This window comes from Rhodoferax sp., from assembly GCF_010365055.1.
In the GTDB taxonomy this organism is placed as follows: Bacteria; Pseudomonadota; Gammaproteobacteria; order Burkholderiales; family Burkholderiaceae_C; genus Rhodoferax.
This window is the reverse complement of sequence record NZ_JAAFHA010000001.1, coordinates 21340-43662: the sequence shown is the minus strand read 5'-3', so window position 1 is coordinate 43662 and position 22323 is coordinate 21340. Positions and strand designations below refer to the sequence as shown.

Genomic DNA, 22323 nt, shown 5'->3' with positions numbered 1-22323 from the left:
AAATCGCTCATGCAACAGGCCCGGTATGAATCAAGGTGACTATTTTGCCCCTGGAGCGCGAGCGGAGGCCCATGGGGTTCCACTTGACCAGGTAGCGGGTGTCGTCAATCAGCAGCTCGCAGGGCATGCCTTCAGCGGTAGCGGCGATGGCTGCATCAACGGTGGGTAGTGCTTGCGCAAGTTCAACGCCGAGCAACGCGCCAGCGTCTGCGAACCGGTGCTCGGCGGCAACATTTACAAATGCAATCAAGCCTTCGTCGTCCACCCCAATCACTGGCAGCGGCATGTGCTGCAAGGCCTCACGCGCAATCGCCAGGCTGGTTTCGTCGCGTTCAATCTGGTGGCGCTTGTTTTGCAGGATGTCGCCGAGTTGCCGATTGGCAGCAATCAACTCCTGGTTGGTGGTGCGAATCTTGATGTCGAGCTGGCGGTTTTCCTCCAGCAACTCCTTGTATTCAAAGGCCTTGTTGATGTGCTCGCGCAGCGGCTCATCCTCCCACGGCTTGGTCAAAAAGCGGTAGACGGCGCCTTCATTGATGGCATCCGTCACCGACTGCAACTCGGTGTAGCCTGACAGCACGATGCGAATCGTGTCAGGGTACAGCGCTTTGGCGGCGCGCAAGAACTCCACCCCGGTCATGCCCGGCATGCGCTGGTCCGAGATGATCAGATCAACCTTTTGTTTGGACAACAACTCCAGCCCCTGCGCGCCACTGTTGGCGGTCAGAATGACATGGCCATCGCGCCTGAACAGGCGCTTGAGCGAGGCCAGGATGTTGGGCTCGTCGTCCACCAGCAGCAGTGTGCGTTGCGGCTTTTGCAGGCGCAGCAGATGGGGCGGTAATTGTCGGCCTTCAGCGAAAAGCTCTTCGATAGCCTGGGTGGAAATCGGCTTGGAGAAGAAATAACCCTGAATTTCGTCACAGACATGGGTGCGCAGCATCTCGCACTGGGCTTCGGTTTCCACGCCCTCGGCAATGACCTTCAAGCCCAGACCATGGGCCATGGAGATGATCACCTTCGCGATCACTGCGTCGCTTTGGTTGGTGGTGATGTCGCGCACAAAAGACTGGTCGATCTTGACCTTGTCAAAGGGGAAGCGCTTGAGGTAGCTCAGTGATGAGTAACCCGTGCCAAAATCGTCCAGCGAGAGTTTCACGCCCAAGCTCTTGAATTCCCTGAGCGTGGCCTCGCTGCGAGGAACATCATCCATCAGCGCACCCTCGGTCACTTCGAGGTAAATAAGCAGGGGATCGACCTGCGACTCGGACATGGCACTTTTCACCTGGGCAATCAAATCGGGATCACGAAACTGCAGGGGCGAGACGTTGACCGCTACGGGCGGGACCTTGATGCCCTTGTCCAGCCAAGCGCGAATGTCGCTACAGGCGCGCCGTAAAACCCACTCGCCAATGCCCTTGATCAAGCCCGATTCCTCGGCCAGTGGAATGAACTGGACAGGCGAGACCGAACCCAACTCGGGGTGGTGCCAGCGCAGCAGCGCCTCCAGGCCGCTGATCTGTCCGGTCTGCAGGTCTACCAGTGGCTGATAGAGCAGTTGCAGTTGGTCGAGCGCGGCGGCATGGCGCAAGGCCTTGGTCATGTGATCGCGGGCGAGCAGCTGCTGGTACATGTCGTCGCTGTAGAACTCAAAGGTGTCGCGCCCATTGGCTTGGGCGCGGTGCAGGGCAAGTTCCACGGCCTTGAGCAGCGCGTCGAAGTCGCTTCCGTTGTCGGGGTACCTGGCGATGCCGATGGAGGCGGTCAGGGTTAGCTCGTGGCCTCCCAGTTGGTAGGGCTGGGCCATTGTCCACAGCAGTTCGGTGGCTAGGTGTGCGGCGCCTGCCGCTGGCGTGTCCGGTAGCACCAGAACAAACTCATTTCCACCCAAGCGGGCCACGGTGTCCTGGGCGCGTACCGAGTTACCGAGCCGTTTGGCTACTTCCACCAGCAGCTCGTCGCCGATGTGGTGTCCCAGGGTGTCGGTGACTCTCTTGAAGTGGTCAATACCCACCAACATCATGGTCAGGGGCGCGCTGGCGCGCTGCACCACATTGATGGAGTGCGTGGTACGGTCCTTCAGCAGAACGCGGTTGGGCAGGCCGGTGAGGGCGTCGAAATAAGACAGCCACTGGATGCGGTTTTCTGCGACCTTGGCATCGCTCAGGTCACTGAAGCTGCCGAGGTAATGCGTGATCTGCCCTTGCTCGTCGCGCATGGTGGAGATCGCCAGCCACGCGGGGTATTCAGTGCCATCTTTGCGGCGATCCCATATTTCGCCGGCCCAGTAGTCTTTGGTGTTGATGCTATCCCACATGGCACGGTAGAACCCCGGGCTGTGCCGTGTGGAAGACAAGGTGCGCGAGTTCTTGCCGAGCAGCTCAGCCTCGGTGTAGCCGCTGATTGCGGCAAAGGACTTGTTTGCCAAGACGATATTGCCCCGCGCATCGGAAATCGTGATGCCTTCGCGGCCCTGCGCGAATACCTGAGCGGCGAGTTTGATCTGCGTTTGTTGCTCTTTGAGCAAGGCTTCGGTCTGCTTGCGCTCGGTGATGTCTTGAATCATGCAGAGATGGTGTGGGCGAGCCTTATCGCCGACTTTCAAGGCTGCAATCGTCATGTTGATCCAAACGACCGTGGCATCCGGGTGAAGATAGCGTTTTTCCATCTGGAATCGGTTTATCTTTCCGGCATTCAACAGAGCCATATTTTCCAGGTCTGCCTGCACATCATCGGGGTGTGTGATTTGTAACCAATCAATATCCGCCAACTCTTCCATTGACCTTCCGGCAATCTCAGCGAAGCGCGGATTGACTTCGTAGATATGTCCTGCAAGCGAATCGATCAAGGCAATGCCCAAAGGCGCCTGCACAAACATGGTTTTGAAGCGCTCTTCGCTTACTCTGAGCGTCTGCTCTGCCTGCTTGCGCGCGGTGATGTCGCGCCCGATGATTGCCAATCCCTTGCGCTGCCCCTCGTTGCCGAACAGCGGTACCTTGCGCATCTCTATGATCGCGCGTCGACCATCTTCCCCTGCCACGATTTCTTCGCCTACCAGCAGCTTGCCTGCCTGCCAGGCCTTCTCATCGCTCGCCAGGCATCCCTCGTGCACGGCGCGCAATGCCGGATGCAGATCCGCCAATTCCATGTCGCTTTTACCCTGCCAGGGAATGTCGTGCAAGTGGAAAAGCTGTTTGGCGGGTTCATTCGTTACCAGCCAGCGCCCTTCGCCATCCTTTAGGAAAACTGAATCAGGGATGGCTCCAATTAATGCAGTCAGTTGCTCATTGCGGCGCCACTCGACGAGTTGCCGTTCGAGTTCGACTTGCTGGTTGCGCATCGGCCTGAAGATCAGGATATAGAGGGCGGGGGAAACGAGCGCGGTGAGCAGGATGGGATCGACGAAATGCCATGCGTTCAGAGACGATCCCTCTGTGACGGCTGAGATCAGCAGCATGATCAAAAGTTCCACCACCAGTATGATCAAACCGACCGCGATGACCACCCTCGTAGGGGTCTTCAAAAACAGGGTCAAGCTTTTCATATTGAGCGCCCCAATTCAGGTCGTTCGCCGGCGACGAGGCAGGCATCCAAGCCATGTTCTGAATGCGGTCGAAGGGATGGCAAAAGGCCGCAGCAAGGCTCGTACACAGGGGGAATGTAGCTGTCAGCATGACTTGTTCCTACTGGCGGGTTGCAGTGGGTGCAGCCAGATGAAGTCATAGCCGCCTTACTCCGTCCAGCTAAAACCATCAGCCATCTACCAAGTCGAAACTAATTGACAATTTTTGGGATTGCTCATGAATCTTGGCAAGACGCTTTTTACCCAGTTGATGGCGTTTGTGCCCCGGACCAGTTTTGCACGCGTCATGGCCTATGCGCAACTCACTTGGCGCGAGTTCTTGCGCGACATCGAGGCCACACGGGGCGCCAACGCCACCAGACTCTGCAGTATGGGATTGCGTCAAGCCGTGCGTTGCTCCACGTTGGCCGATGCCAACGAGCGAGCGCGGTTGAAAGAGATTCAAGTTCATACAGGTTCGCTTGGCGATGGCTTTGTTCCATCGGGGTTGATGCGGCTTCAACGATTTCGGACAGCGCAAGAATAGCGCATTTGCCAAGTTCGACTGGGCGTGTTCGCACCAGATTCGGAGCGGCATTCGCACTGAGTCAACACCTTTGCTGAATATTGATCGAGATCATTCGGACTATTTGTTATATAAAATAGGCCTCTAGCCCTTGTGTTGCTTGCACTTGTAGCTACTATTTGAATAGTAACTGCGACAAAGCGCCAGCCGTCAGGGGCTGCGCGCCTGGCCACTGATCGGCTGCCAGACCATGCTGGTAGACCGCCTGGCAGGCGGCATCGAAAACATCCAGGCCAGCGGCCAGGCGCGCGCCAATCAGACCCGCCAATACATCGCCCGTGCCGGCGGTGGCCAGACGGGCGTTGCCGGTGGGGTTGATGACAGGCGTCTGACCGGGCGCGGCAATCACGGTGCCCGAGCCTTTGAGTACCACGGTGCAGGCAAAGCGCTCGGCCAGTTGCCCGCAAGCGGCGAGGCGATCAGCCTGTACCCGTGCGGCGCTGCTGCCCAGCAGGCGTGCGGCTTCCAGTGGGTGCGGCGTTAACACCGTGGCGGCGTTGCGCAGGCTGCGCTCGGCTAGCAAGGCCTGTAGCTGGGTGTCAATAGCTATTGTATTTAAAGCATCTGCATCGATAACGACGGGGGCTGTGCTCGATAAAACCTTGGGAAGTTGGGCGCGCACAGCGTCGCCGCCACCACAGCCGCAGACCACCGTCATTGCGCACAGGTCAAGTGCATCGACCGGTCGGAACATCAGCTCGGGTTGGCTGGTGTCCACGCTCAGCGTGCCGCCGTCGAGCAAGCCGACAAAAACCCGGCCGGCGCCCGCGTGCAGCGCGCTTGAGGCCGCCAGCAGGGCCGCACCTGTCATGCCCGCTGCGCCGCCAATCACAGCGACATCGCCGTAGCTTCCTTTGTGCGAGGCATGCAGGCGCATGGCTGTGGGTGGCGCGCCTGCCAGCCAGGCCGTGGGCGCAACCGGTTGTTGCGCCAGGGCGTTGAGTTGGTTCACGTCGAGGTCGGCCAGCCAGACGCTGCCAGCGGCGTCGCGCCCATGCGCGGTGAACAGGCCAGGTTTGAGCGTGAGCAGGCTCAAGGTGTGGGTGGCTTGGACGCTCAGCTTCGTCACGGCGCCGGTGTCGGCGTGCAGGCCGGTGGGCACGTCCACCGCCAGCACCGCTTGCTGGCTGGCGTTGATCATTTGGATCCATGCGGCCATGCGGCCATCAGGTTCCCGCAGCTGGCTGCCGATGCTCAGCAAGGCATCGATGCACAGATCAAACTCGCTGGGCGGCGTCTGCGAGAACGTGACGCCGGCCGCCACCGCGCGCTGGTAAGACGCCGCAGCGTCCGGTGGCGCCTGCTCGGGGCTGCCGAGCCAGGTGAGCACCGGCTGCTTGCCCCAGCGCTGCAAGTGCAGGGCCGCTTCCAGCCCGTCGCCGCCGTTGTTGCCGGGGCCGCAAGCGATCCAGATGCGCTGGGCGTTCGGCGCAATGGCGAGCGCCAGTTGCGCCACGGCCAGCCCGGCGCGCTGCATCAGGGTGTGAGCGGGCAGGGCGGCCTGAGCCGTCTGCTCAATTCGGCGGGTGGCATCCAGGCCGAACAAGGCGTGGCGGGTTCGGAAGTCTATTTTTTGCATCGGTTCTAAAACTCGTAGGTTTCGCCCTCGCGCGCGAGTCGAACCTCGGGGCCACCGGCTGGCGACGGGTTGTCAAGCAGCACTTGGCGGAAAGCGGCTTCGAGAGCATCGTCGCTGCGGGTCGGTTCATGGTGCGTGCAAAACAGCATCTTGGCGCCAGCCGCCTTGGCGTACGCCATGCTGGAGTTGAAGGTGCCGTGGCCCCAGCCTTTTTTGGCCGGATATTCCGCTTCAGTGTAGGAGCTGTCGGCAATCAAGACATCGACGCCCTGCATGGCGCGCAGGATGCTGTCGTTTTTTTCATCAACAAACCCTTGATAGTCGGCGTAGCTCTCGTCGCCTGGTTCGTAGATGTTGAGCGGCGGCTCGTGGTCCCCGGTAAAAAACACCGACTTGCCGTTGGCCTCAATGCGGTAACCGAAGTCAATCACGGGGTGGTTCATGAGAAAAGGTGTAACCGTGGCGGAGCCAATCTGGATACTCTGCTCGGGCGTGAGCGTGATGTATTCCATGCGAGCCTTCATCTCGGCCTCGCGCACCGGGAAATAGCTGTACTGCAGTTGCACCGCCATCACCTGTTCCACGCCCTTGCCCGACACCGGGTCAAAGGCGCCATGCAGGCGCAAGGTGTTGCCAGGAATGAAGTTGGGGATGAAAAACGGCAGGCCCTGAATGTGGTCCCAGTGCGAGTGGCTGATGAACACGTTGGCCGTGACCGGCAACTCGGCCAGCAGGGTCTGCGAGAGTGGAAAAATGCCGGTGCCGGCGTCCAGGATGATCAACTCGTTGTCGTCGGTGCGAATCTCGATGCAGGTGGTGTTGCCGCCATAGCGCACCGTGCTCGGGCCGGGTGAAGCAATGGAGCCGCGCACCCCCCAAAATCTGACTTTCATGCAGTGACCTCAAACTTTTGAAAATATTTTGGCTTCTTCCAGCAGGGGTGCCAAATCGCCCAAGGAGACAATCAGTTCATCCAAGGTGCCACCCAGCCTTTGCGCAACAGCGGGTGGCAATTGTTCGACGCAGCGGTTGCCGGCAAAGCCAAATTCGAGCCTCTTGCTGATCTGGTTGGCGGCAAAGACACAAGCAATCATCGGTGTGTCTTTGACCTCGGGGCCAAACTGACAGCGGATGGTTTCCACCAGCTCAGCCGGGAAACGCCACTTTTCGACCAGCATGGCGCCGACGACCGCGTGATCAGCACCGATCACGTCCCGCAGCGCCAGGTGCAGTGAGCTCTCGTTCCATTGGCTGGTTTCGAGCGCCTGGCGAAATTCGCTCGGCATGAACTGCGCGAACACCACCTTGCCAAAATCGTGCAGCAGGCCGGCAATGAAGCAGTCCATCGGGTCGGCGTCATCCAGACGCAAGGCCAGTTGCTTGGCAATCGCTGCCGTGGACAGCGAGTGAATCAGGTACTGCGCGCCGTCGAAACCGGCCGCATTGCTGGCGGGCAACATGCCGATGGCCGCGATGCTCAAGGCCAGGTTTTTGATGGTGTTAAAGCCCAGGTAAACCACCGCATGGTTGATCGAGGTGATCTGCTTGGGCAGGCTGTAGTAAGCCGAGTTGACCACGCGCAGCACTTTGACCGTGACCACCGGGTCTTTGTCAATGACTTGCACCAGATCCTTGGGTGAGCAGTTGACGTCGCGCGTGAGCTCCAGGATTTTCTGCACGCTTTTGGGAAACGCGGGCATGCCGTCGACAGCAGCGGCCAGTTTTAAAGAGAGTTCAGGGCTCATGCGGGAATTTTCCGTGACCGGGTAGGGTGTCAATGTAGCAGGCCCGATGACTGTCCTGTTTTAGCGACCCAGGCGCTCGATGCCGAGTCCGTTGAGGTCGAACTCAGGCGCCTTGCCTGCCATCAGGTCGGCCAAGGCTCGGGCGCAACCGCAACTCATGGCCCAACCGCTGGCACCCTGGCCCAGGTTCAGCCACAGGCCCGGTATACCGCTGGCACCCAACATCGGCGCGCCGTCGGGCAGCGTCGGGCGTGCGCCCTTCCATTCCTGCACGCCGCCTGACAGCTTGGCGGCGCCAGGGAACCAGTCGTGCAAGGCCTGGTACAGCGTTTGCAGCGCGTCGGCGCGCTTGTGCCCAGGCACCCCGCCGAGTTCGGCCAGGCCTGACACGCGCACCCGGTTGCCCAGGCGTGAAATAGCCACCTGGTGGCGTTGATCGACCACAGCACTGCGTGGTGCATTGAGCGGCTCGCGAATCGGGGCGCTGATCGAATAGCCATGCAGGGCGGCCAGCGCCAGCTTGATGCCCAGGCGCACAAGCAGGCGCGCCGAATTCGCCCCAGCGCAAATCACGGCGGCGTCAAAGGGGTAGGCGTTCGAGTCGCCGGCGACCGTGAGTGTGACACCGCTGGCGCTTTCGATGTGCGTCACCTCGGTGTTGAATGCGAATTCAACGCCACGGCGCTGGGACTCGTTCTTGAGCAGCAAGGCAAACTGGCGGCAGTTGGCGACTTCGGCATTGACGAGCGCAATGGCACCAAAAAATGGCGTGTCAGGACTCAAGGCGGGCTCGCTCTTGCGGGCCTCGAGTGCGCTCAGTTCCTTGAATTCCCGGCCCGTCTCACGCAGCCGTTGCAGGCCCGCTTGCATCATCTTGCTGTCCTGCTCGGTGCGCAGCAACAGCAGCAGGCCGTCACTGCGTTCATAGTCCAGTTTTAAATCCGCCGTGATCTGGTGCAAGCGCTCCTGGCTATAGCTGGCCAGGGTCTGCATCTGGGCTCGATTGACCTGAGCGCGGTCACTGCGGCGCGCGCGATGCCAGTTCCAGAACCAGGCCAGTTCGTGCGGGGCAATGGGCCAGCCCAGGCGGATGGGGGCAGGGCGGCTGAAAAAATGGCTGCGATCCCGGGTCGGCATACCGGGCGCCACGATGCCGGCATTGGCAAAGCTGGCTTCTTCGGCCGCGGCACCGCAACGCTCCAGCACGGTCACTTCGTGCCCATCACAGCTAAGCTCATAGGCCGTGGTGATGCCGATGATGCCGGCGCCAATAACTGCAATTTTCATGAAGCCCTTATTTCTAATTAACCTTGCGGGACAGACCGCAGCGACGCGGCGCTCTGTCCTCAACTGCCTATGTAATTGGCCTCTAGCCCCCGTGTAATAAACGCGAGTAGCTACTATTTTTATAGTATTTGTTCGATCTGGATCGCCAGGTTGAGCACGGTATCGTCGCGCAGCGCCCCGGCCCAGATCATGAGACCCACCGGTAACTCGTCGGGACCCTGGCATGGGAGCGACAGCGCGCAGCCATCGAACATGTTGACCACGCTGGGGTTGCGCAGCAGCAGGGCGTTGACGCGCAAAAAAGCAGCGTCGCGCTGCGTGCCTGGTGCCAGCTCTGCGATCGGCGGTGCCACGATGGGCACGGTGGGCGACAACACCGCGTCAAAGCCTTGCAGGGCGGCGGTCATCCGGCTGATCCAGCGTTGCCGCTCGCGCAGCAGCGTGAGGTAATCGTAGGCGCTCATGCTGGCGCCGCGCCGGATGCGGCTTGCCACGCGCGGGTCGTAGGCATCGCCTTTTTGTTCGAGCAAGGAGCGATGCCAAGCGTAACTCTCCGCCGCCGCGAAGCTGCCGGTGGCCTGCATGGACTGCAGTTGGCTGATCTCGGTCAGGTTGACTTCTTCAATCCGGGCCCCGGCCCGACGCAGGGTGGCCAGGGTGCGCTGCCAGGCGGTTGCTACGGTGGCGTCAAGGTCGTCCTGCATCAGGGTGCTGGCGACGGCCAGACGGTAGGCGCCTAAGGGTGCGGCGCTGCGCGTAACTTGGCGCTGGGCCAGCAGTTCGTGCGCCAGGATCGCGTCACGCACGCTGCGGGTCATGGCGCAGACTGTGTCAAGCGTGGTTGACAGCGGCAGGGCGCCGTCGGTTGGCACCAGGCGGGCGGTGCTTTTGAAGCCAACAATGCCGTTCAGAGCCGCCGGGATGCGGATCGAGCCGCCGGTGTCGCTTCCCAAACCAATAAAGGCTGCGCCGCTGGCCACTGACACGGCAGCGCCCGAGGATGAACCGCCGGGAATGAGCGGCAGGTCGATGCTGTGCGGGTTTGCCGGTGTGGCGAAGTGCGGGTTGGTGCCGACGCCCGAGAAGGCAAACTCCACCATGTGGGTGCGCCCCATGAGGGCAGCACCGGAGCGGCGCAAGCGCGCGACGGCGGGGCTGTCTCGCAAGGCGGGCGGGGAATCTCTCAGGACCACCGAGCCAGCGCAGGTGCGCTGTCCGGCCACATCAAACAGGTCCTTGATGGAAACGGCCAGGCCCGCCAGCGGCAAGTGCTCAATGTCAGGGGCGTTGGCGGTGGTGCGAGCCGCGTCAAAGGTGGTTTGCACGAAAGCATGTTGGCAGCGGGTCGATTGCGCGGCATCGATGGCGCGCTCAATTTCGCTGCTGGCCTGGGTTTGGCCGCAGCGCAAGCGCTGGCGTGTTGTGTGGAGGTCGGAAAGCATGGAATCGCAGGCTATAATCATCGGGCTTTGCTGGGTGGCCTAAGTGGCTATTTGGTGAGCAAATCAGCAAACCAGTTTCATCAAGGTGTTGCAATTCTGGCTGACGCATCAGAAGCGTCTTCAAGAGTGGCAAAAACGAACTGGATTTTAGACCTAACCTTTGGAATTAATTATGGCAATTACCATGCGCGAAATGCTGGAAGCCGGTGTCCATTTTGGCCATCAAACTCGCTTCTGGAACCCCAAAATGGCCCCGTTCATCTTCGGCCATCGCAACAAGATTCACATTATCAACCTGGAAAAATCGCTGCCGATGTTCCAGGAGGCTGCCAAGTTTGCCAGCCAGGTTTCCGCCCGCCGCGGCACCGTGCTGATGGTCGGCACCAAGCGCCAGGCCCGTGAGACCGTCGCCCTGGAAGCCCAGCGCGCCGGCGTGCCTTACGTCGACCAGCGTTGGCTCGGCGGCATGTTGACCAACTTCAAGACGGTCAAGACCTCGATCAAGCGCCTCAAAGACATGAAGATCCAGCAAGAAGCGGGTCTGGACAGCTTGAGCAAGAAAGAGCAACTCATGTTCGCGCGCGAACTGGCCAAGCTGGAACGCGACATTGGCGGCATTCAGGATATGACGACCTTGCCGGACGCGATTTTTGTGATTGACGTCGGTTTTCACAAAATTGCGATTGCCGAAGCCAAGAAGCTTGGCATTCCGCTGATTGCCGTGGTCGATACCAATCACTCACCCGAAGGCATTGATTACATCATTCCGGGTAACGATGACTCCTCCAAGGCGGTCATTTTGTATGCGCGCGGCATTGCCGATGCCATCATTGAAGGCCGCTCCAACGCGGTGGACGATGTGGTCAAGGCCGTCGCCGCCGCCGAGAGCGCTGATGAGTTTGTTGAAGTGAACGAAGCAGCTGCCTGAGCTGTCTGTCGCCCTTAAAAAGGGGGCTTGTCGGCCCCTTTTTTGAGTCCCCCTTTAAATAGTTGAACTGATGACGGAGAAAAAAATGGTTGCAATTACCGCGAGCATGGTGGCTGAACTGCGTGGCAAAACGGACGCGCCCATGATGGAGTGCAAACGTGCCTTGACCGAGGCGCAAGGCGACATGGCCAAGGCCGAAGAATTGCTGCGCGTCAAATTGGGCAGCAAAGCCGGCAAGGCCGCTGGTCGTATCACTGCCGAAGGCGTGATCACCAGTTACATGGACGGTGATGTGGGCGCGTTGCTTGAAGTTAACTGCGAAACCGATTTTGTCACCAAGAACGATAGCTTCTTGGCCCTGGCCAATGCGGCGGCGAAGCTGATCGCGCAGAACAATCCTGCTGACTTGGCGGCGCTGGCTGCCTTGCCGTATAGCCAGGATGGCTTTGGGCCAACACTGGAAGACGTGCGCAAGGGCCTGATCGGCAAGATCGGCGAGAACATGAGCTTTCGCCGCTTCAAGTGCTTTGCCTCAGGCGCCAAGCTGGCCACTTATTTGCACGGTACCCGCATTGGTGTCGTGGTTGAGTTTGAAGGTGACGCCACTGCTGCCAAGGACGTGGCCATGCACATCGCCGCGATGAAACCAGTGGCTTTGTCCGCTGCCGATGTCCCCGCTGATCTGGTCGCCAGGGAGCGTTCCGTGGCAGCTGCCAAAGCGGCTGAAGATGCGTCAGTGGCAACAGCGGCTGGCAAGCCGGTTCAATCAAGCGAGATCGTCGCCAAGCGGATCGAAGGCGGTGTGCAGAAATACCTCAAGGAAGTGTCTCTGTTTAACCAGTCGTTTGTGAAAAATGACAAACAGACGGTCGAGCAGATGCTCAAGGCCACTGGCACGACCGTGAAGGCGTTCACGCTGTATGTCGTGGGCGAAGGCATTGAGAAAAAGGTCGAGGATTTTGCCGCTGAAGTGGCCGCCCAACTGGCCGCTGTCAAACAGGCCGGCTGATTGCCATTCAACCCGCCGCAAAACGGGCTTTCTCAATAGACAAATTCAGCGCACGATCATCGGTCTGAATTTGGACTTACCCGCTCAAACGTCATCACATCAGGAGTTCATCATGTCCGTCGCCAAACCAGCCCACAAGCGTATTTTGCTCAAGCTGTCAGGCGAAGCCCTGATGGGCGATGACCCATTTGGTATTAACCGTGACACGATCGTGCGCATGGTCGACGAGATCGCCGAGGTGACCCGTCTGGGTGTGCAGTTGGCGGTGGTCATTGGCGGGGGCAATATCTTTCGGGGTGTGGCGGGCGGCTCGGTCGGGATGGACCGGGCCACGGCCGATTACATGGGCATGTTGGCTACCGTCATGAATGCCCTGGCCCTGGGTGACACCATGAACAAGGCGGGGTTGACGGCGCGCGTCATGTCGGCGATTGCGATTGAGCAGGTGGTGGAGCCCTATGTTCGCCCCAAGGCACTGCAATACCTGGAAGAAGGAAAAGTGGTGATTTTTGCCGCTGGCACCGGCAACCCGTTTTTCACCACCGATACCGCCGCGGCCTTGCGCGGCGCTGAAATCGGTGCCGAGGTGGTGCTCAAGGCGACCAAGGTCGATGGCGTTTACACCGCCGACCCAAAGTTAGACCCGAAGGCCACCCGCTACAGCAAAATCTCCTTCGATGACGCGATGGCGCAAAACCTGGGCATCATGGACGCTACCGCCTTTGCTCTGTGCCGTGATCAAAAGCTGCCGATCAAGGTGTTTTCTATCTTGAAACACGGCGCGCTCAAGCGTGTGGTGATGGGCGAAGACGAGGGCACGCTGGTTTATGCCTGACCGTGTCAAAATCGCATCCTTTTGAACAGTGCCCTTTGAATAGTCGAGTGAGGAAAAACCATGACGATTGCCGATATAAAAAACACGGTTGAAGGCAAGATGGACCAATCCATCGAAGCGTTTAAACACAACCTGACCAAGATTCGGACCGGCCGCGCCAACCCAGCGTTGCTGGACTCTGTGCACGTTGACTATTACGGCGCCATGCTGCCGATCAGCCAGGTGGCCAATGTGTCCTTGCTGGATGCTCGCACCATCAGTGTGCAACCCTGGGAAAAGGGCATGGGCGCCAAGATTGAAAAGGCCATTCGTGACAGCGACCTGGGACTCAATCCATCGTCCATGGGCGACTTGATCCGGGTCCCGATGCCCGCCATGTCGGAGGAGCGGCGCAAGGAACTGACCAAAGTGGTCCGCAATGAGGGCGAGGGCGCCAAGATTGCGGTCCGCAATTTGCGCCGTGATGCCAATGAGGCGATCAAAAAAGCCGTCAAGGACAAACTGGCCTCGGAAGATGAGCAAAAACGCTGCGAGACCGACATTCAGAAAGTGACGGACCGGCACATCATCGTGATCGACCAACTGGTGGCTGCCAAAGAGCAAGAGATCATGGCGGTTTGATTGGCAGCAACCTTGCCTCTCGCCTTATGTGCCCAGCACTTGGCAGGCCAGCGTGTCGTGGCGAGCGTAGTGTCGACCTTGGTGCCTGGCTTTGCCTGAGAGCGACTAAATGTTGAAGCAACGCGTTATCACTGCCCTGGTCCTGCTGCTTATCTTGCTGCCGGCCATGTTCTACCGTTCGCCCGAGCCGTTTTGCGCCATCGCCCTGTTGCTGATTGCTGCCGGTGCATGGGAGTGGGCTCGCCTGAACGGCTATGGCCAATCGGTTTCGCTGGCTGTGGGCGCGGTTTGTGGACTGCTTTGCGCCGTGGCTTGGTGGTCAGGCTTGCTGGAGCGATCGTTGTCCGGGCTCTGGCTGGCCGCGGGCGCTGTCTGGGTGCTGGCTGGCGCCTGGGTGTTGCACCGCGGTGTGTCCGCCTGGGCGGTTCATCCGCGCGCGCTGCGGCTGCTCGCAGGCCTGCTGGCTCTGTGCCTGGCCTGGCTGGCGGTGGCGCAGGCCCGGGTGATTGGCATCAATTTTTTATTGTCTATCCTCGTGCTGGTGTGGGTGGCAGACATTGGTGCCTATTTTGCGGGCCGCACCTTCGGCGGGCGTTTCAGCCGCAGCAAACTTGCACCCAGCATCAGCCCCGGCAAAAGCTGGGAAGGTGTGTGGGGCGGCATGGCAGGCGTCATCGCGCTGGCCTTTACCTGGCGCTGGTTGGATTCCGCCTGGACCAGCACCGTACCCAGTTTTTTTACCCACCTGGGCCGACACGGCGGCTGGTTGCTGCTGATTGTTGCCCTATTTTTGGCGGCGATGAGTGTGGTGGGTGACTTGTTTGAGTCACTGGTGAAGCGCAGTGCGGGTGTCAAGGACAGCAGTGGCTTGCTGCCAGGTCATGGCGGCGTGCTCGACCGGGTGGACGCCTTGTTGCCCACCTTGCCACTGGCGATGATGCTTTACTCGGTGGCACAGCTTTGATGAAGGGTGTGACGAGCATGGTTAAACAGCGGGTCGCTATTCTGGGCTCAACCGGTTCCATTGGGGTCAGCACGCTTGACGTGATTGCGCGCCATCCCGACCGGTTCGAGGTGTTCGCCCTGAGCGCGTCGACGCAGAACGAATTATTACTGCAGCAGTGTGTGCAGTTCAAACCCGTGTTTGCCGTCATGGTCAGCGAGCCGCACGGTCGTGTGCTGGAGCGTCAATGCCGCGACCTTGGTCTGACGACTCGGGTTCTTTGGGGTGCGTCGGCCTTGGCCATGATTGCCTCGCACGAAGAGGCGGATGCGGTGATGGCGGCGATTGTGGGTGCCGCCGGCCTGGCCTCCTGTCTGGCTGCGGCCCACGCCGGCAAACGTCTGTTGCTGGCGAACAAGGAAGCCTTGGTGGTGGGGGGCGCTTATTTCATGCAGGCGGTCACCACAGGGGGCGCCAAGCTGCTGCCGATTGACAGCGAGCATTCGGCCATTTTTCAGTCACTGCCCGATGATGCTGCGGTCTGGTCGAGCCAGATTGACAAAATTATTCTCACGGCGTCGGGTGGACCCTTTCGGCAGCGCGCGCCCCATACGCTGCGGGACGTAACACCTGCGCAGGCCTGTGCCCACCCCAATTGGGTCATGGGGCGGAAGATTTCAGTCGATTCCGCCACCATGATGAACAAAGCCCTGGAAGTCATTGAGGCGCGCTTCCTGTTTGGTGTCACGCCAGAACAGATCGAGGTCGTGATTCACCCGCAGAGCGTCATTCATTCCATGGTGCAGTACAAAGACAATTCCGTGCTGGCCCAACTCGGCACGCCCGACATGAAAGTGCCGATTGCCTATGGCCTGGCCTGGCCCGACCGGATGGCCTCGGGTGCTGGCGCGCTGGATTTTCGGGTGATGGCAGATATGACCTTCGAGTCGCTGGACTCGAACGGCCACGAACAACGTTTTCCGGGTTTGAAGCTGGCGTGGCAAGTTCTGAATGCGCCTTCCGGTTCAACCGCCGTGTTGAACGCCGCCAATGAAGTGGCGGTTGCTGCGTTTCTTGACGGCCAAATACGCTTTGACCAGATTCATGGCGTCAATCTGGAAACGCTCGAGTCGGTGGTGCCGGCCAGTCCGCAATCGCTGGACGATCTGCTGGCATTGGATGCCGCGTCGCGTGCTGCCGCGCAGCAAGCGGTACGCCGTGTCGCTCGCTGATCAAGCCCGTTTTAAAGAACCATGCTGACCCTTGCGTCCTTTGTATTGGCACTCGGCCTGTTGATAGCGATCCATGAGTATGGACATTACCGCGTGGCCGTGGCTTGTGGTGTCAAAGTGCTGCGATTTTCCATTGGTTTTGGTAAAACGCTGTATCGCTGGCAGCCCAAGGGTTCATCGACCGAATTTGCGCTGTGCGCTTTTCCGGTGGGCGGCTACGTCAAGATGCTCGACGAGCGCGAATCGCCGGTACCCGAGGGTGAGCGGCATCTCGCCTTCAACAACCAACCCTTGCGATCGCGCGTGCTGATCGTGGCGGCGGGCCCGGTGGCCAATTTGCTGCTGGCGGCGCTGTTATATGCGGCAGTGAACTGGAGCGGCGTGGAGTATCCGGCAGCCATTCTGGCCAGCCCCGAGGCGGGCTCGGTGGCGCAACAAGCCGGCGTGGTCGGCGGCGAGCGGGTGCAGCGCGCCGGCTTTGCCGACGAAGAACTGCAAAGCGTGGCCTCGTTTGAAGACCTGCGCTGGCTCTTGACCCGGGGCGCGCTGGAAGGGCAGGACGTGCGTCTGGAGCTGACGACGCCGGGCCGCACCGACACCAGCGAAGTGCTGCTCAAGCTGGCCGGCATGGATGCCAGCGAGGCCAATGCTGATTTGTTCCACAAGATTGGGGTCGTAGGCCCGCACACCCGGCCGGTCATTGGCGAGGTCATGGCGGGCTCTGCGGCCGACAAGGCCGGCTTGCGTGACGGCGATCTGGTGCGCCAGGTCGGATCAAGGCCGGTTCTGGACGGCCAACAGTTGCGCCAGCTGATTCGCGCGTCGGTGGTGAATGGGAAGGCCGTGCCGGCTGCCTGGAAGATTGACCGGGCCGGAACGGAGCTTGAAATCATCGTCACTCCTGAGGTTCGGCAAGAGGGCGAGTTGGCGGTGGGACGAATCGGCGCCTACGTGGGCGCCATACCAGAGCTGGTGACGGTGCGCTACGGCGCAATCGACGGATTGTGGCGCGGTGTGACGCGCACCTGGGATGTCTCGCTCTTGACGCTCAAAATGATGGGCAAGATGCTGATTGGCGAGGCGTCGGTCAAAAACCTCAGCGGTCCTTTGACGATTGCGGATTTCGCCGGCAAGTCTGCCGCAATGGGACTGACGCAGTACTTGCTGTTTCTCGCTCTGATCAGTGTCAGCCTGGGCGTTTTGAATTTGCTGCCATTGCCGGTTCTGGATGGTGGTCACCTGATGTATTATCTTTGGGAGGGTGTGACGGGCAAACCGGTCTCGGATGCCTGGATGGAAACTCTGCAACGCGGTGGCGTTGCGATCCTGTTCCTTTTGATGTCGATTGCCCTCTTTAACGATATCACCCGCTTATTTGGCTAAATGTCTGGCGTTGACATTCAACACCGGCTTGACTTTTTAATATTCAAAATGCAATTTAATCGCTTTGCTCTGCGCACCGTTTCCGCCGTCGCTTCTCTGGTCTTTGTGGCCGGCACGGCCTGGGCGGTCAGCCCGTTTACGGTGCGCGATATTCGTATTGAGGGCTTGCAGCGCGTGGAACCGGGCACGGTTTTCGTGTCGCTGCCGGTTCGGGTCGGCGACGTCTACAACGATGAAGTGGGCACTTCGGCCATTCGCACGCTGTTTGCGCTGGGTTTGTTCAAGGACGTGCGCATTGAGGTCAATGGCGATGTGCTGGTGATTGTGGTTGAGGAGCGCCCGACGATTGCCGAGGTTGAGTTTGTCGGCACCAAGGAGTTTGACAAGGACGTTCTCAAGAAAGCCTTGCGTGATGTCGGTCTGACCGATGGCCGCCCGTTTGACAAAGCCCAACTTGATCGCGCCGAGCAGGAGCTCAAGCGGCAGTACATCAATCGCAGCCTGTATGCCGCCGAAGTGGTCACAACAGTGACGCCGATTGAACGCAACCGGGTCAATCTGACGTTTACAGTGACCGAGGGTGAGACGGCAAAAATTAGCGAAATACGGATCGTGGGCAACAAAGTCTTCGGCGAGTCGACCTTGCGTGGCCTGTTTGACCTGGACACGGGGGGCTGGTTGAGCTGGTACACCAAGGCGGATCGCTATTCACGCGCCAAGCTCAATGCCGACATTGAAACTTTGCGTTCGTATTACCTCACGCGGGGGTATCTGGAGTTCAAGGTCGACTCCACGCAAGTGGCGATCTTGCCCAACAAGACGGATATTTCCATCACCATCAACATTTCTGAAGGTGAGCGCTTCATTGTCAGCGGCGTCAAGCTTGAAGGAAATTTCCTGGGCAAGGACGATGAGTTCAAGTCGCTGGTGACCATCCGTCCCGGCGAGGCCTATAACGCCGATGAAGTGGCCAAGACCACCAAGGCGTTCACCGACTATTTCGGTAATTTTGGTTACGCGTTTGCACGGGTGCAGGCGCGCCCTGACATTGATCGCGCCAACAACCGTGTCGCCTTGGTGCTGCAGGCAGAGCCATCCCGGCGGGCCTATGTGCGCAAAATCAACGTCACCGGCAACAGCCGCACGCGTGATGTGGTGGTGCGCCGGGAGTTTCGCCAGTTTGAAGCTTCCTGGTATGACGCTGACAAGATCAAGTTGTCTCGCGACCGCGTCGATCGGCTCGGGTACTTCAAGGAGGTCGGTATCGAGACCCAAGAAGTGCCCGGTTCACCCGATCAGGTCGATCTGAGCATCAACGTGGTTGAAAAGCCCACCGGTAGTCTGAGTCTGGGTGCCGGCTACTCCAGTGGCGACGGGCTTGGACTCTCATTTGGTCTGAAACAGGAAAATGCCTTTGGTTCGGGCAACTCTTTGGGTGTGCAGGTCAACACCAGCAAATACAACCGGATGGTTGTTTTCAACACCACCGATCCTTACTTCACGCCCGACGGCGTTTCCAGAACCATTGACGTGTACTACCGGACCAGCAGCCCCTACCAGGACGACAGCTATTACAAGCTCAAGACCTCGGGTGGCAGTCTGCGTTTTGGCGTGCCGTTCACCGAGACGGACACGGTCTATTTTGGGGCGGGTGTCGAGAATACGACCATTGTCCCCGGTGATCTGTTGCCAACAACTTACGACGCCCACATTAAGGAATATGGACTTTCCAGTCTGGCCATTCCGTTGACGGTGGGGTGGTCGCGCGATCGTCGCGACAGTGCACTGGCGCCGAACTCGGGCCGCTATCAGCGCGCCAACGCGGAATGGTCGCCCGCGGGCGACGTGCGTTACGTGCGGGCCACTTACCAGTTCCAGGAATTTATCCCGCTCAGCAAGCAATTCACGGCGGCATTTAACGCTGAGGTGGGCGTGGGCGCATCCGCCGGCGATAAATCCTACCCCGTGTTCAAGAATTTTTACGGTGGTGGTTTGGGATCGGTACGCGGGTTTGAGCAGGGCAGCCTGGGGCCACGTGATAGCCAAGAGGCCGTCTTGGGGGGCACCCGAAAATTGAATTTGAACGCCGAAATACTGTCTCCCTTCCCGGGCGCCGGCAATGACCGGACCTTGCGGATGTATGCTTTTGCTGATGCCGGCAGTGTCGGCGGCTCCGGTGGCGTCAATGCCAACGCGGGCAGTCTGCGCGCATCGGTCGGGGTGGGCATCAGCTGGATTTCGCCAGTCGGACCCTTGCGTCTGGCCTTCGCCAAGCCGATCAAGAAATATGACGGCGATAAAATACAGACCATGCAATTTCAAATTGGAACGAGTTTCTGATGAATTATTTACTACGTCACAGTCTTGCCAGCATCGCGCTGGGCGGTTTACTGGTGTCAGCACACATGCAGGCCCAGGCCCAGGAGTCCCGGATCGGGTTTGTCAGTACCGACCGGATTTTCAAGGAGGCAAGTACGGCCAAGTCGGCGCAGCTCAAGCTTGAGCAGGAATTTTCCAAGCGCGAAAAAGAAATCATGGATTCGAGGGCTGCGCTGAAGACGCTGGCTGACAACTTTGAGCGCGAAGCACCCACTCTGTCAGCAACACAGCGCACGACGCGGCAGAAGCAGTTGCTGGAGCAGGATCGTGACGTACAGCGCAAGAGTCGTGAGTTTCAGGAAGACCTGAACGCACGCAAAAATGAAGAGTTGCAGCAGGTGATTGAGCGCGCCAACAAAGTCGTCAAGCAAGTGGCTGAGGCTGAAAAGTATGACCTGATTCTGCAGGATGCGGTGTATGTCAATCCAAGACTCGATATCACCGACAAAGTCCTAAAGGTTCTGAATTCGAACGGCGCCAAATGACGATGCCTCCGGCAAGTGACGTGTGACGCTGCTTTTAGGTTTGATTGTTGAGTCGCTGGGCGGTGAGTTGCACGGTGACGCCAGCCTCAGCATCGAAGGCCTGGCGCCGCTTGAAAGCGCAACGCCCCAACAGCTGAGTTTTCTCAGCCACCCCAAGTACCAGAACCAACTGGCGGCCTCGCGTGCCGCGTGCGTCATCGTCAGTCCGAAGATGCGAGATGCCGCCATGGCACGTGGCGCCTGCATCGTGACCGAGCAGCCTTATCTGTACTTTGCCCGTGTCACTCAACTCTGGAAGAAGAGTTTGCCAAACGCCGTGCGGGCGCAAATTCACCCTAGTGCCGTCATTGACCCTGACGCTTTTGTGCACCCGCGCGCCAGCATTGGCGCCCTGTGTGTGATCGAGTGTGGCGCCAGCATCGGCGCCGACACCGTGCTCAAGTCGCGCGTTACGGTGGGTGAGAACTGCGTCATCGGCGAGCGCTGTCTGCTGCATTCGGGCGTTGTCATCGGTGCCGATGGATTCGGTTTTGCGCCCAATGGCGGCGCTTGGGAAAAAATTGAGCAACTGGGTGCGGTTCGTATCGGCAACGATGTTGAAATTGGCGCCAACACCTGCATTGACCGTGGCGCCCTGCAAGACACGGTGATTGAGGACGGCGTCAAGCTCGACAACCTGATACAGATCGGTCACAACGTGAAGGTTGGCCAACATACTGCCATGGCCGGCTGCGTCGGTGTGGCGGGCAGTGCCACCATTGGCGCGCACTGCACCCTGGGCGGGGGTGCGATTGTGTTGGGCCATCTGGCGCTGGCCGATGAGGTCAACATCTCAGCCGCTAGCGTGGTCACCCGCTCGCTGCGCAAGCCCGGTCACTACACTGGAATATTCCCGATTGACGACAACGCCGCCTGGGAAAAAAATGCCGCATCACTGAAGCAACTGCACAGCTTGCGTGATCGCATTCGGGTGCTGGAGGAAAAAATAGGTGAATTCGAAAAATCAAACCTCGCGGCCCAAGCCGTAGCGACACGAAGTGAGTGAAAAGATGATGGATATTTATAAGATTCTCAAGCAATTGCCGCACCGTTACCCATTCCTGTTGGTGGATCGGGTGCTGGCGCTTGACAAGGGTAAGAGTATCCGGGCACTGAAAAATGTCACCATCAATGAGCCATTTTTTCAAGGCCACTTTCCCCATCGGCCGGTGATGCCGGGCGTGTTGATGCTGGAGGCGCTGGCGCAGGCCGCCGCGTTGCTGGCGTTTGACGCGATCGATACGACGCCCAACGAAGACTCTGTTTACTATTTTGCCGGCATGGACGGCGTGCGCTTCAAGCGTCCGGTGGAACCAGGCGATCAACTGATTCTTGAGGTTGAGTTGGTGCGCATGAAGGCCGGTGTTTTCAAGTTCAAGGCGCGTGCCCTGGTCGATGATGAACTTGCTGTGGAAGCCGAATTAACCTGCGCGGTGCGCAAGATTGCTTGAAGGTGCTCATTTGACAGCCATCCATGCCACGGCGATTGTCGATTCCCAGGCCGAGCTTGACGGCTCGGTGACAGTGGGTGCCTACACCCTGATTGGTCCTCATGTGAAAGTGGGCGCCGGAACGACGATTGGTCCGCATTGCGTGATCGAAGGCCACACCACGATCGGACGAGACAACCGCATCTTCCAATTCAACTCCTTGGGTGCCATTCCGCAGGATAAGAAGTACGCGGGAGAACCCTGCGAACTCATTATTGGCGACCGCAACACCATTCGTGAGTTTTGCACCTTCAACATTGGCTCTCCCGGGGATGCGGGTGTCACCCGCGTCGGCGATGACAACTGGCTGATGGCCTATGTGCACCTGGCGCACGATTGCGTCGTCGGCAATAAGACCATATTTGCCAACAATTCCCAGTTGGCGGGCCACGTCCATGTGGGCGACTGGGCGATTCTCGGCGGCTTTACCGTGGTGCATCAGTTTGTGAAGATAGGTGCGCACAGCATGACGGCCCTGTGCACGGTGTTGGTTGCCGACGTGCCGCCTTTCGTCATGTGCCAGGGCCAGCCAGCGCAGGCCCGCTCCATGAACTATGAAGGACTGCGCCGTCGCGGTTTTTCGCCAGATCGGATTGCTGCTGTCAAAGCCATGCACAAGGCGCTGTACCGCGAGGGTCTGACGCTGCAGGCGGCGCGTGAGCGCATTGCAGATTTGGCAACAAATAGTCCTGAGTCCACACCAGACGTGCAGATGATGCTCTCATTTTTGGATCAGACATCGCCCCAGCGCGGCATCGTGCGCTGAACATAAAGCGCA

Annotated in this window: 18 protein-coding genes and 1 pseudogene; 13 read left to right on the top strand and 6 right to left on the bottom strand. The window is 59.4% G+C overall.

The window, feature by feature from the left end:
* Window positions 1-7: 7 nt before the first annotated feature.
* Complete coding sequence (locus GZ093_RS00190) at window positions 8-3544, bottom strand: EAL domain-containing protein (RefSeq protein WP_296480367.1); 3537 nt, start codon at window positions 3542-3544, stop codon at window positions 8-10.
* Between the two features lie 256 nt (window positions 3545-3800).
* Between GZ093_RS00190 and GZ093_RS00185 the strand changes: the two are divergent.
* Window positions 3801-4004: pseudogene (locus GZ093_RS00185) on the top strand (DUF4372 domain-containing protein); the annotation flags it as partial.
* A 259-nt stretch (window positions 4005-4263) separates the two neighbouring features.
* Here the strand turns inward: GZ093_RS00185 and GZ093_RS00180 are convergent.
* The 5 genes from GZ093_RS00180 to GZ093_RS00160 all read right to left on the bottom strand — a co-directional run bounded on the left by GZ093_RS00180 (window position 4264) and on the right by GZ093_RS00160 (window position 10201).
* Window positions 4264-5727: an NAD(P)H-hydrate dehydratase gene (locus GZ093_RS00180; protein ID WP_296480364.1), complete on the bottom strand. Its 1464-nt coding sequence runs from the start codon at window positions 5725-5727 to the stop codon at window positions 4264-4266.
* A 5-nt stretch (window positions 5728-5732) separates the two neighbouring features.
* A complete protein-coding gene (locus GZ093_RS00175; RefSeq protein ID WP_296480362.1) occupies window positions 5733-6620 on the bottom strand; it encodes an MBL fold metallo-hydrolase in 888 nt (295 codons plus the stop codon).
* Between the two features lie 9 nt (window positions 6621-6629).
* The gene (locus GZ093_RS00170; RefSeq protein WP_296480360.1) at window positions 6630-7472 is read right to left on the bottom strand and encodes an HDOD domain-containing protein; all 843 of its coding nucleotides are present in this window, start codon (window positions 7470-7472) and stop codon (window positions 6630-6632) included.
* A 60-nt stretch (window positions 7473-7532) separates the two neighbouring features.
* Window positions 7533-8759 (bottom strand): FAD-dependent oxidoreductase, encoded by a 1227-nt coding sequence (locus GZ093_RS00165; protein ID WP_296480358.1) that lies wholly within the window; start codon window positions 8757-8759, stop codon window positions 7533-7535.
* A gap of 119 nt (window positions 8760-8878) precedes the next feature.
* Complete coding sequence (locus tag GZ093_RS00160) at window positions 8879-10201, bottom strand: amidase (protein ID WP_296480355.1); 1323 nt, start codon at window positions 10199-10201, stop codon at window positions 8879-8881.
* A 172-nt stretch (window positions 10202-10373) separates the two neighbouring features.
* On the opposite strand from GZ093_RS00160, the gene rpsB reads away from it, so the two are divergent.
* From rpsB to lpxA, 12 genes are all read left to right on the top strand, one after another.
* Window positions 10374-11129: a 30S ribosomal protein S2 gene (gene rpsB / locus GZ093_RS00155; protein WP_296480353.1), complete on the top strand. Its 756-nt coding sequence runs from the start codon at window positions 10374-10376 to the stop codon at window positions 11127-11129.
* Between the two features lie 85 nt (window positions 11130-11214).
* Window positions 11215-12138, top strand: a complete 924-nt coding sequence (gene tsf / locus GZ093_RS00150; RefSeq protein WP_296480351.1) for a translation elongation factor Ts — start codon at window positions 11215-11217, stop codon at window positions 12136-12138.
* A 112-nt stretch (window positions 12139-12250) separates the two neighbouring features.
* On the top strand, window positions 12251-12973 hold the full coding sequence (gene pyrH / locus GZ093_RS00145) for a UMP kinase (protein WP_296480348.1): 723 nt from the start codon (window positions 12251-12253) through the stop codon (window positions 12971-12973).
* Between the two features lie 60 nt (window positions 12974-13033).
* The gene (frr, locus tag GZ093_RS00140; protein WP_296480346.1) at window positions 13034-13594 is read left to right on the top strand and encodes a ribosome recycling factor; all 561 of its coding nucleotides are present in this window, start codon (window positions 13034-13036) and stop codon (window positions 13592-13594) included.
* 109 nt (window positions 13595-13703) lie between these two features.
* Window positions 13704-14558, top strand: coding sequence for a phosphatidate cytidylyltransferase (locus GZ093_RS00135; protein ID WP_296480343.1), 855 nt, complete (start codon window positions 13704-13706; stop codon window positions 14556-14558).
* Complete coding sequence (gene dxr / locus GZ093_RS00130; RefSeq protein ID WP_296480340.1) at window positions 14558-15769, top strand: 1-deoxy-D-xylulose-5-phosphate reductoisomerase; 1212 nt, start codon at window positions 14558-14560, stop codon at window positions 15767-15769. Before GZ093_RS00135 ends, dxr begins: the two co-directional genes overlap by 1 nt.
* A gap of 21 nt (window positions 15770-15790) precedes the next feature.
* Window positions 15791-17152 carry an RIP metalloprotease RseP gene (gene rseP, locus GZ093_RS00125; protein WP_296480338.1) on the top strand — a complete coding sequence of 454 codons (1362 nt, stop codon included), beginning with the start codon at window positions 15791-15793 and terminating at the stop codon, window positions 17150-17152.
* Between the two features lie 48 nt (window positions 17153-17200).
* Window positions 17201-19492 (top strand): outer membrane protein assembly factor BamA, encoded by a 2292-nt coding sequence (gene bamA, locus GZ093_RS00120; protein WP_296480335.1) that lies wholly within the window; start codon window positions 17201-17203, stop codon window positions 19490-19492.
* A complete protein-coding gene (locus tag GZ093_RS00115) occupies window positions 19492-20016 on the top strand; it encodes an OmpH family outer membrane protein (RefSeq protein WP_296480332.1) in 525 nt (174 codons plus the stop codon). Before bamA ends, GZ093_RS00115 begins: the two co-directional genes overlap by 1 nt.
* A 22-nt stretch (window positions 20017-20038) precedes the next feature.
* On the top strand, window positions 20039-21061 hold the full coding sequence (lpxD, locus tag GZ093_RS00110; RefSeq protein WP_296480329.1) for a UDP-3-O-(3-hydroxymyristoyl)glucosamine N-acyltransferase: 1023 nt from the start codon (window positions 20039-20041) through the stop codon (window positions 21059-21061).
* A gap of 4 nt (window positions 21062-21065) precedes the next feature.
* Window positions 21066-21506 (top strand): 3-hydroxyacyl-ACP dehydratase FabZ, encoded by a 441-nt coding sequence (gene fabZ, locus GZ093_RS00105; protein ID WP_296480326.1) that lies wholly within the window; start codon window positions 21066-21068, stop codon window positions 21504-21506.
* A gap of 10 nt (window positions 21507-21516) precedes the next feature.
* Window positions 21517-22311 carry an acyl-ACP--UDP-N-acetylglucosamine O-acyltransferase gene (lpxA, locus tag GZ093_RS00100; protein WP_296480324.1) on the top strand — a complete coding sequence of 265 codons (795 nt, stop codon included), beginning with the start codon at window positions 21517-21519 and terminating at the stop codon, window positions 22309-22311.
* The last annotated feature ends 12 nt before the right edge of the window (window positions 22312-22323 follow it).

Coding starts and splice junctions, on each gene's coding strand:
- GZ093_RS00115 (WP_296480332.1), top strand. CDS start 19,492: ATGAATTATTTACTACGTCACAGTCTTGCCAGCATCGCGCTGGGCGGT.
- GZ093_RS00180 (WP_296480364.1), bottom strand. CDS start 5,727: ATGCAAAAAATAGACTTCCGAACCCGCCACGCCTTGTTCGGCCTGGAT.
- GZ093_RS00165 (WP_296480358.1), bottom strand. CDS start 8,759: ATGAAAATTGCAGTTATTGGCGCCGGCATCATCGGCATCACCACGGCC.
- tsf (WP_296480351.1), top strand. CDS start 11,215: ATGGTTGCAATTACCGCGAGCATGGTGGCTGAACTGCGTGGCAAAACG.
- GZ093_RS00190 (WP_296480367.1), bottom strand. CDS start 3,544: ATGAAAAGCTTGACCCTGTTTTTGAAGACCCCTACGAGGGTGGTCATC.
- dxr (WP_296480340.1), top strand. CDS start 14,558: ATGAAGGGTGTGACGAGCATGGTTAAACAGCGGGTCGCTATTCTGGGC.
- pyrH (WP_296480348.1), top strand. CDS start 12,251: ATGTCCGTCGCCAAACCAGCCCACAAGCGTATTTTGCTCAAGCTGTCA.
- GZ093_RS00175 (WP_296480362.1), bottom strand. CDS start 6,620: ATGAAAGTCAGATTTTGGGGGGTGCGCGGCTCCATTGCTTCACCCGGC.
- rseP (WP_296480338.1), top strand. CDS start 15,791: ATGCTGACCCTTGCGTCCTTTGTATTGGCACTCGGCCTGTTGATAGCG.
- frr (WP_296480346.1), top strand. CDS start 13,034: ATGACGATTGCCGATATAAAAAACACGGTTGAAGGCAAGATGGACCAA.
- GZ093_RS00135 (WP_296480343.1), top strand. CDS start 13,704: ATGTTGAAGCAACGCGTTATCACTGCCCTGGTCCTGCTGCTTATCTTG.
- rpsB (WP_296480353.1), top strand. CDS start 10,374: ATGGCAATTACCATGCGCGAAATGCTGGAAGCCGGTGTCCATTTTGGC.
- bamA (WP_296480335.1), top strand. CDS start 17,201: ATGCAATTTAATCGCTTTGCTCTGCGCACCGTTTCCGCCGTCGCTTCT.
- GZ093_RS00170 (WP_296480360.1), bottom strand. CDS start 7,472: ATGAGCCCTGAACTCTCTTTAAAACTGGCCGCTGCTGTCGACGGCATG.
- GZ093_RS00160 (WP_296480355.1), bottom strand. CDS start 10,201: ATGCTTTCCGACCTCCACACAACACGCCAGCGCTTGCGCTGCGGCCAA.
- fabZ (WP_296480326.1), top strand. CDS start 21,066: ATGATGGATATTTATAAGATTCTCAAGCAATTGCCGCACCGTTACCCA.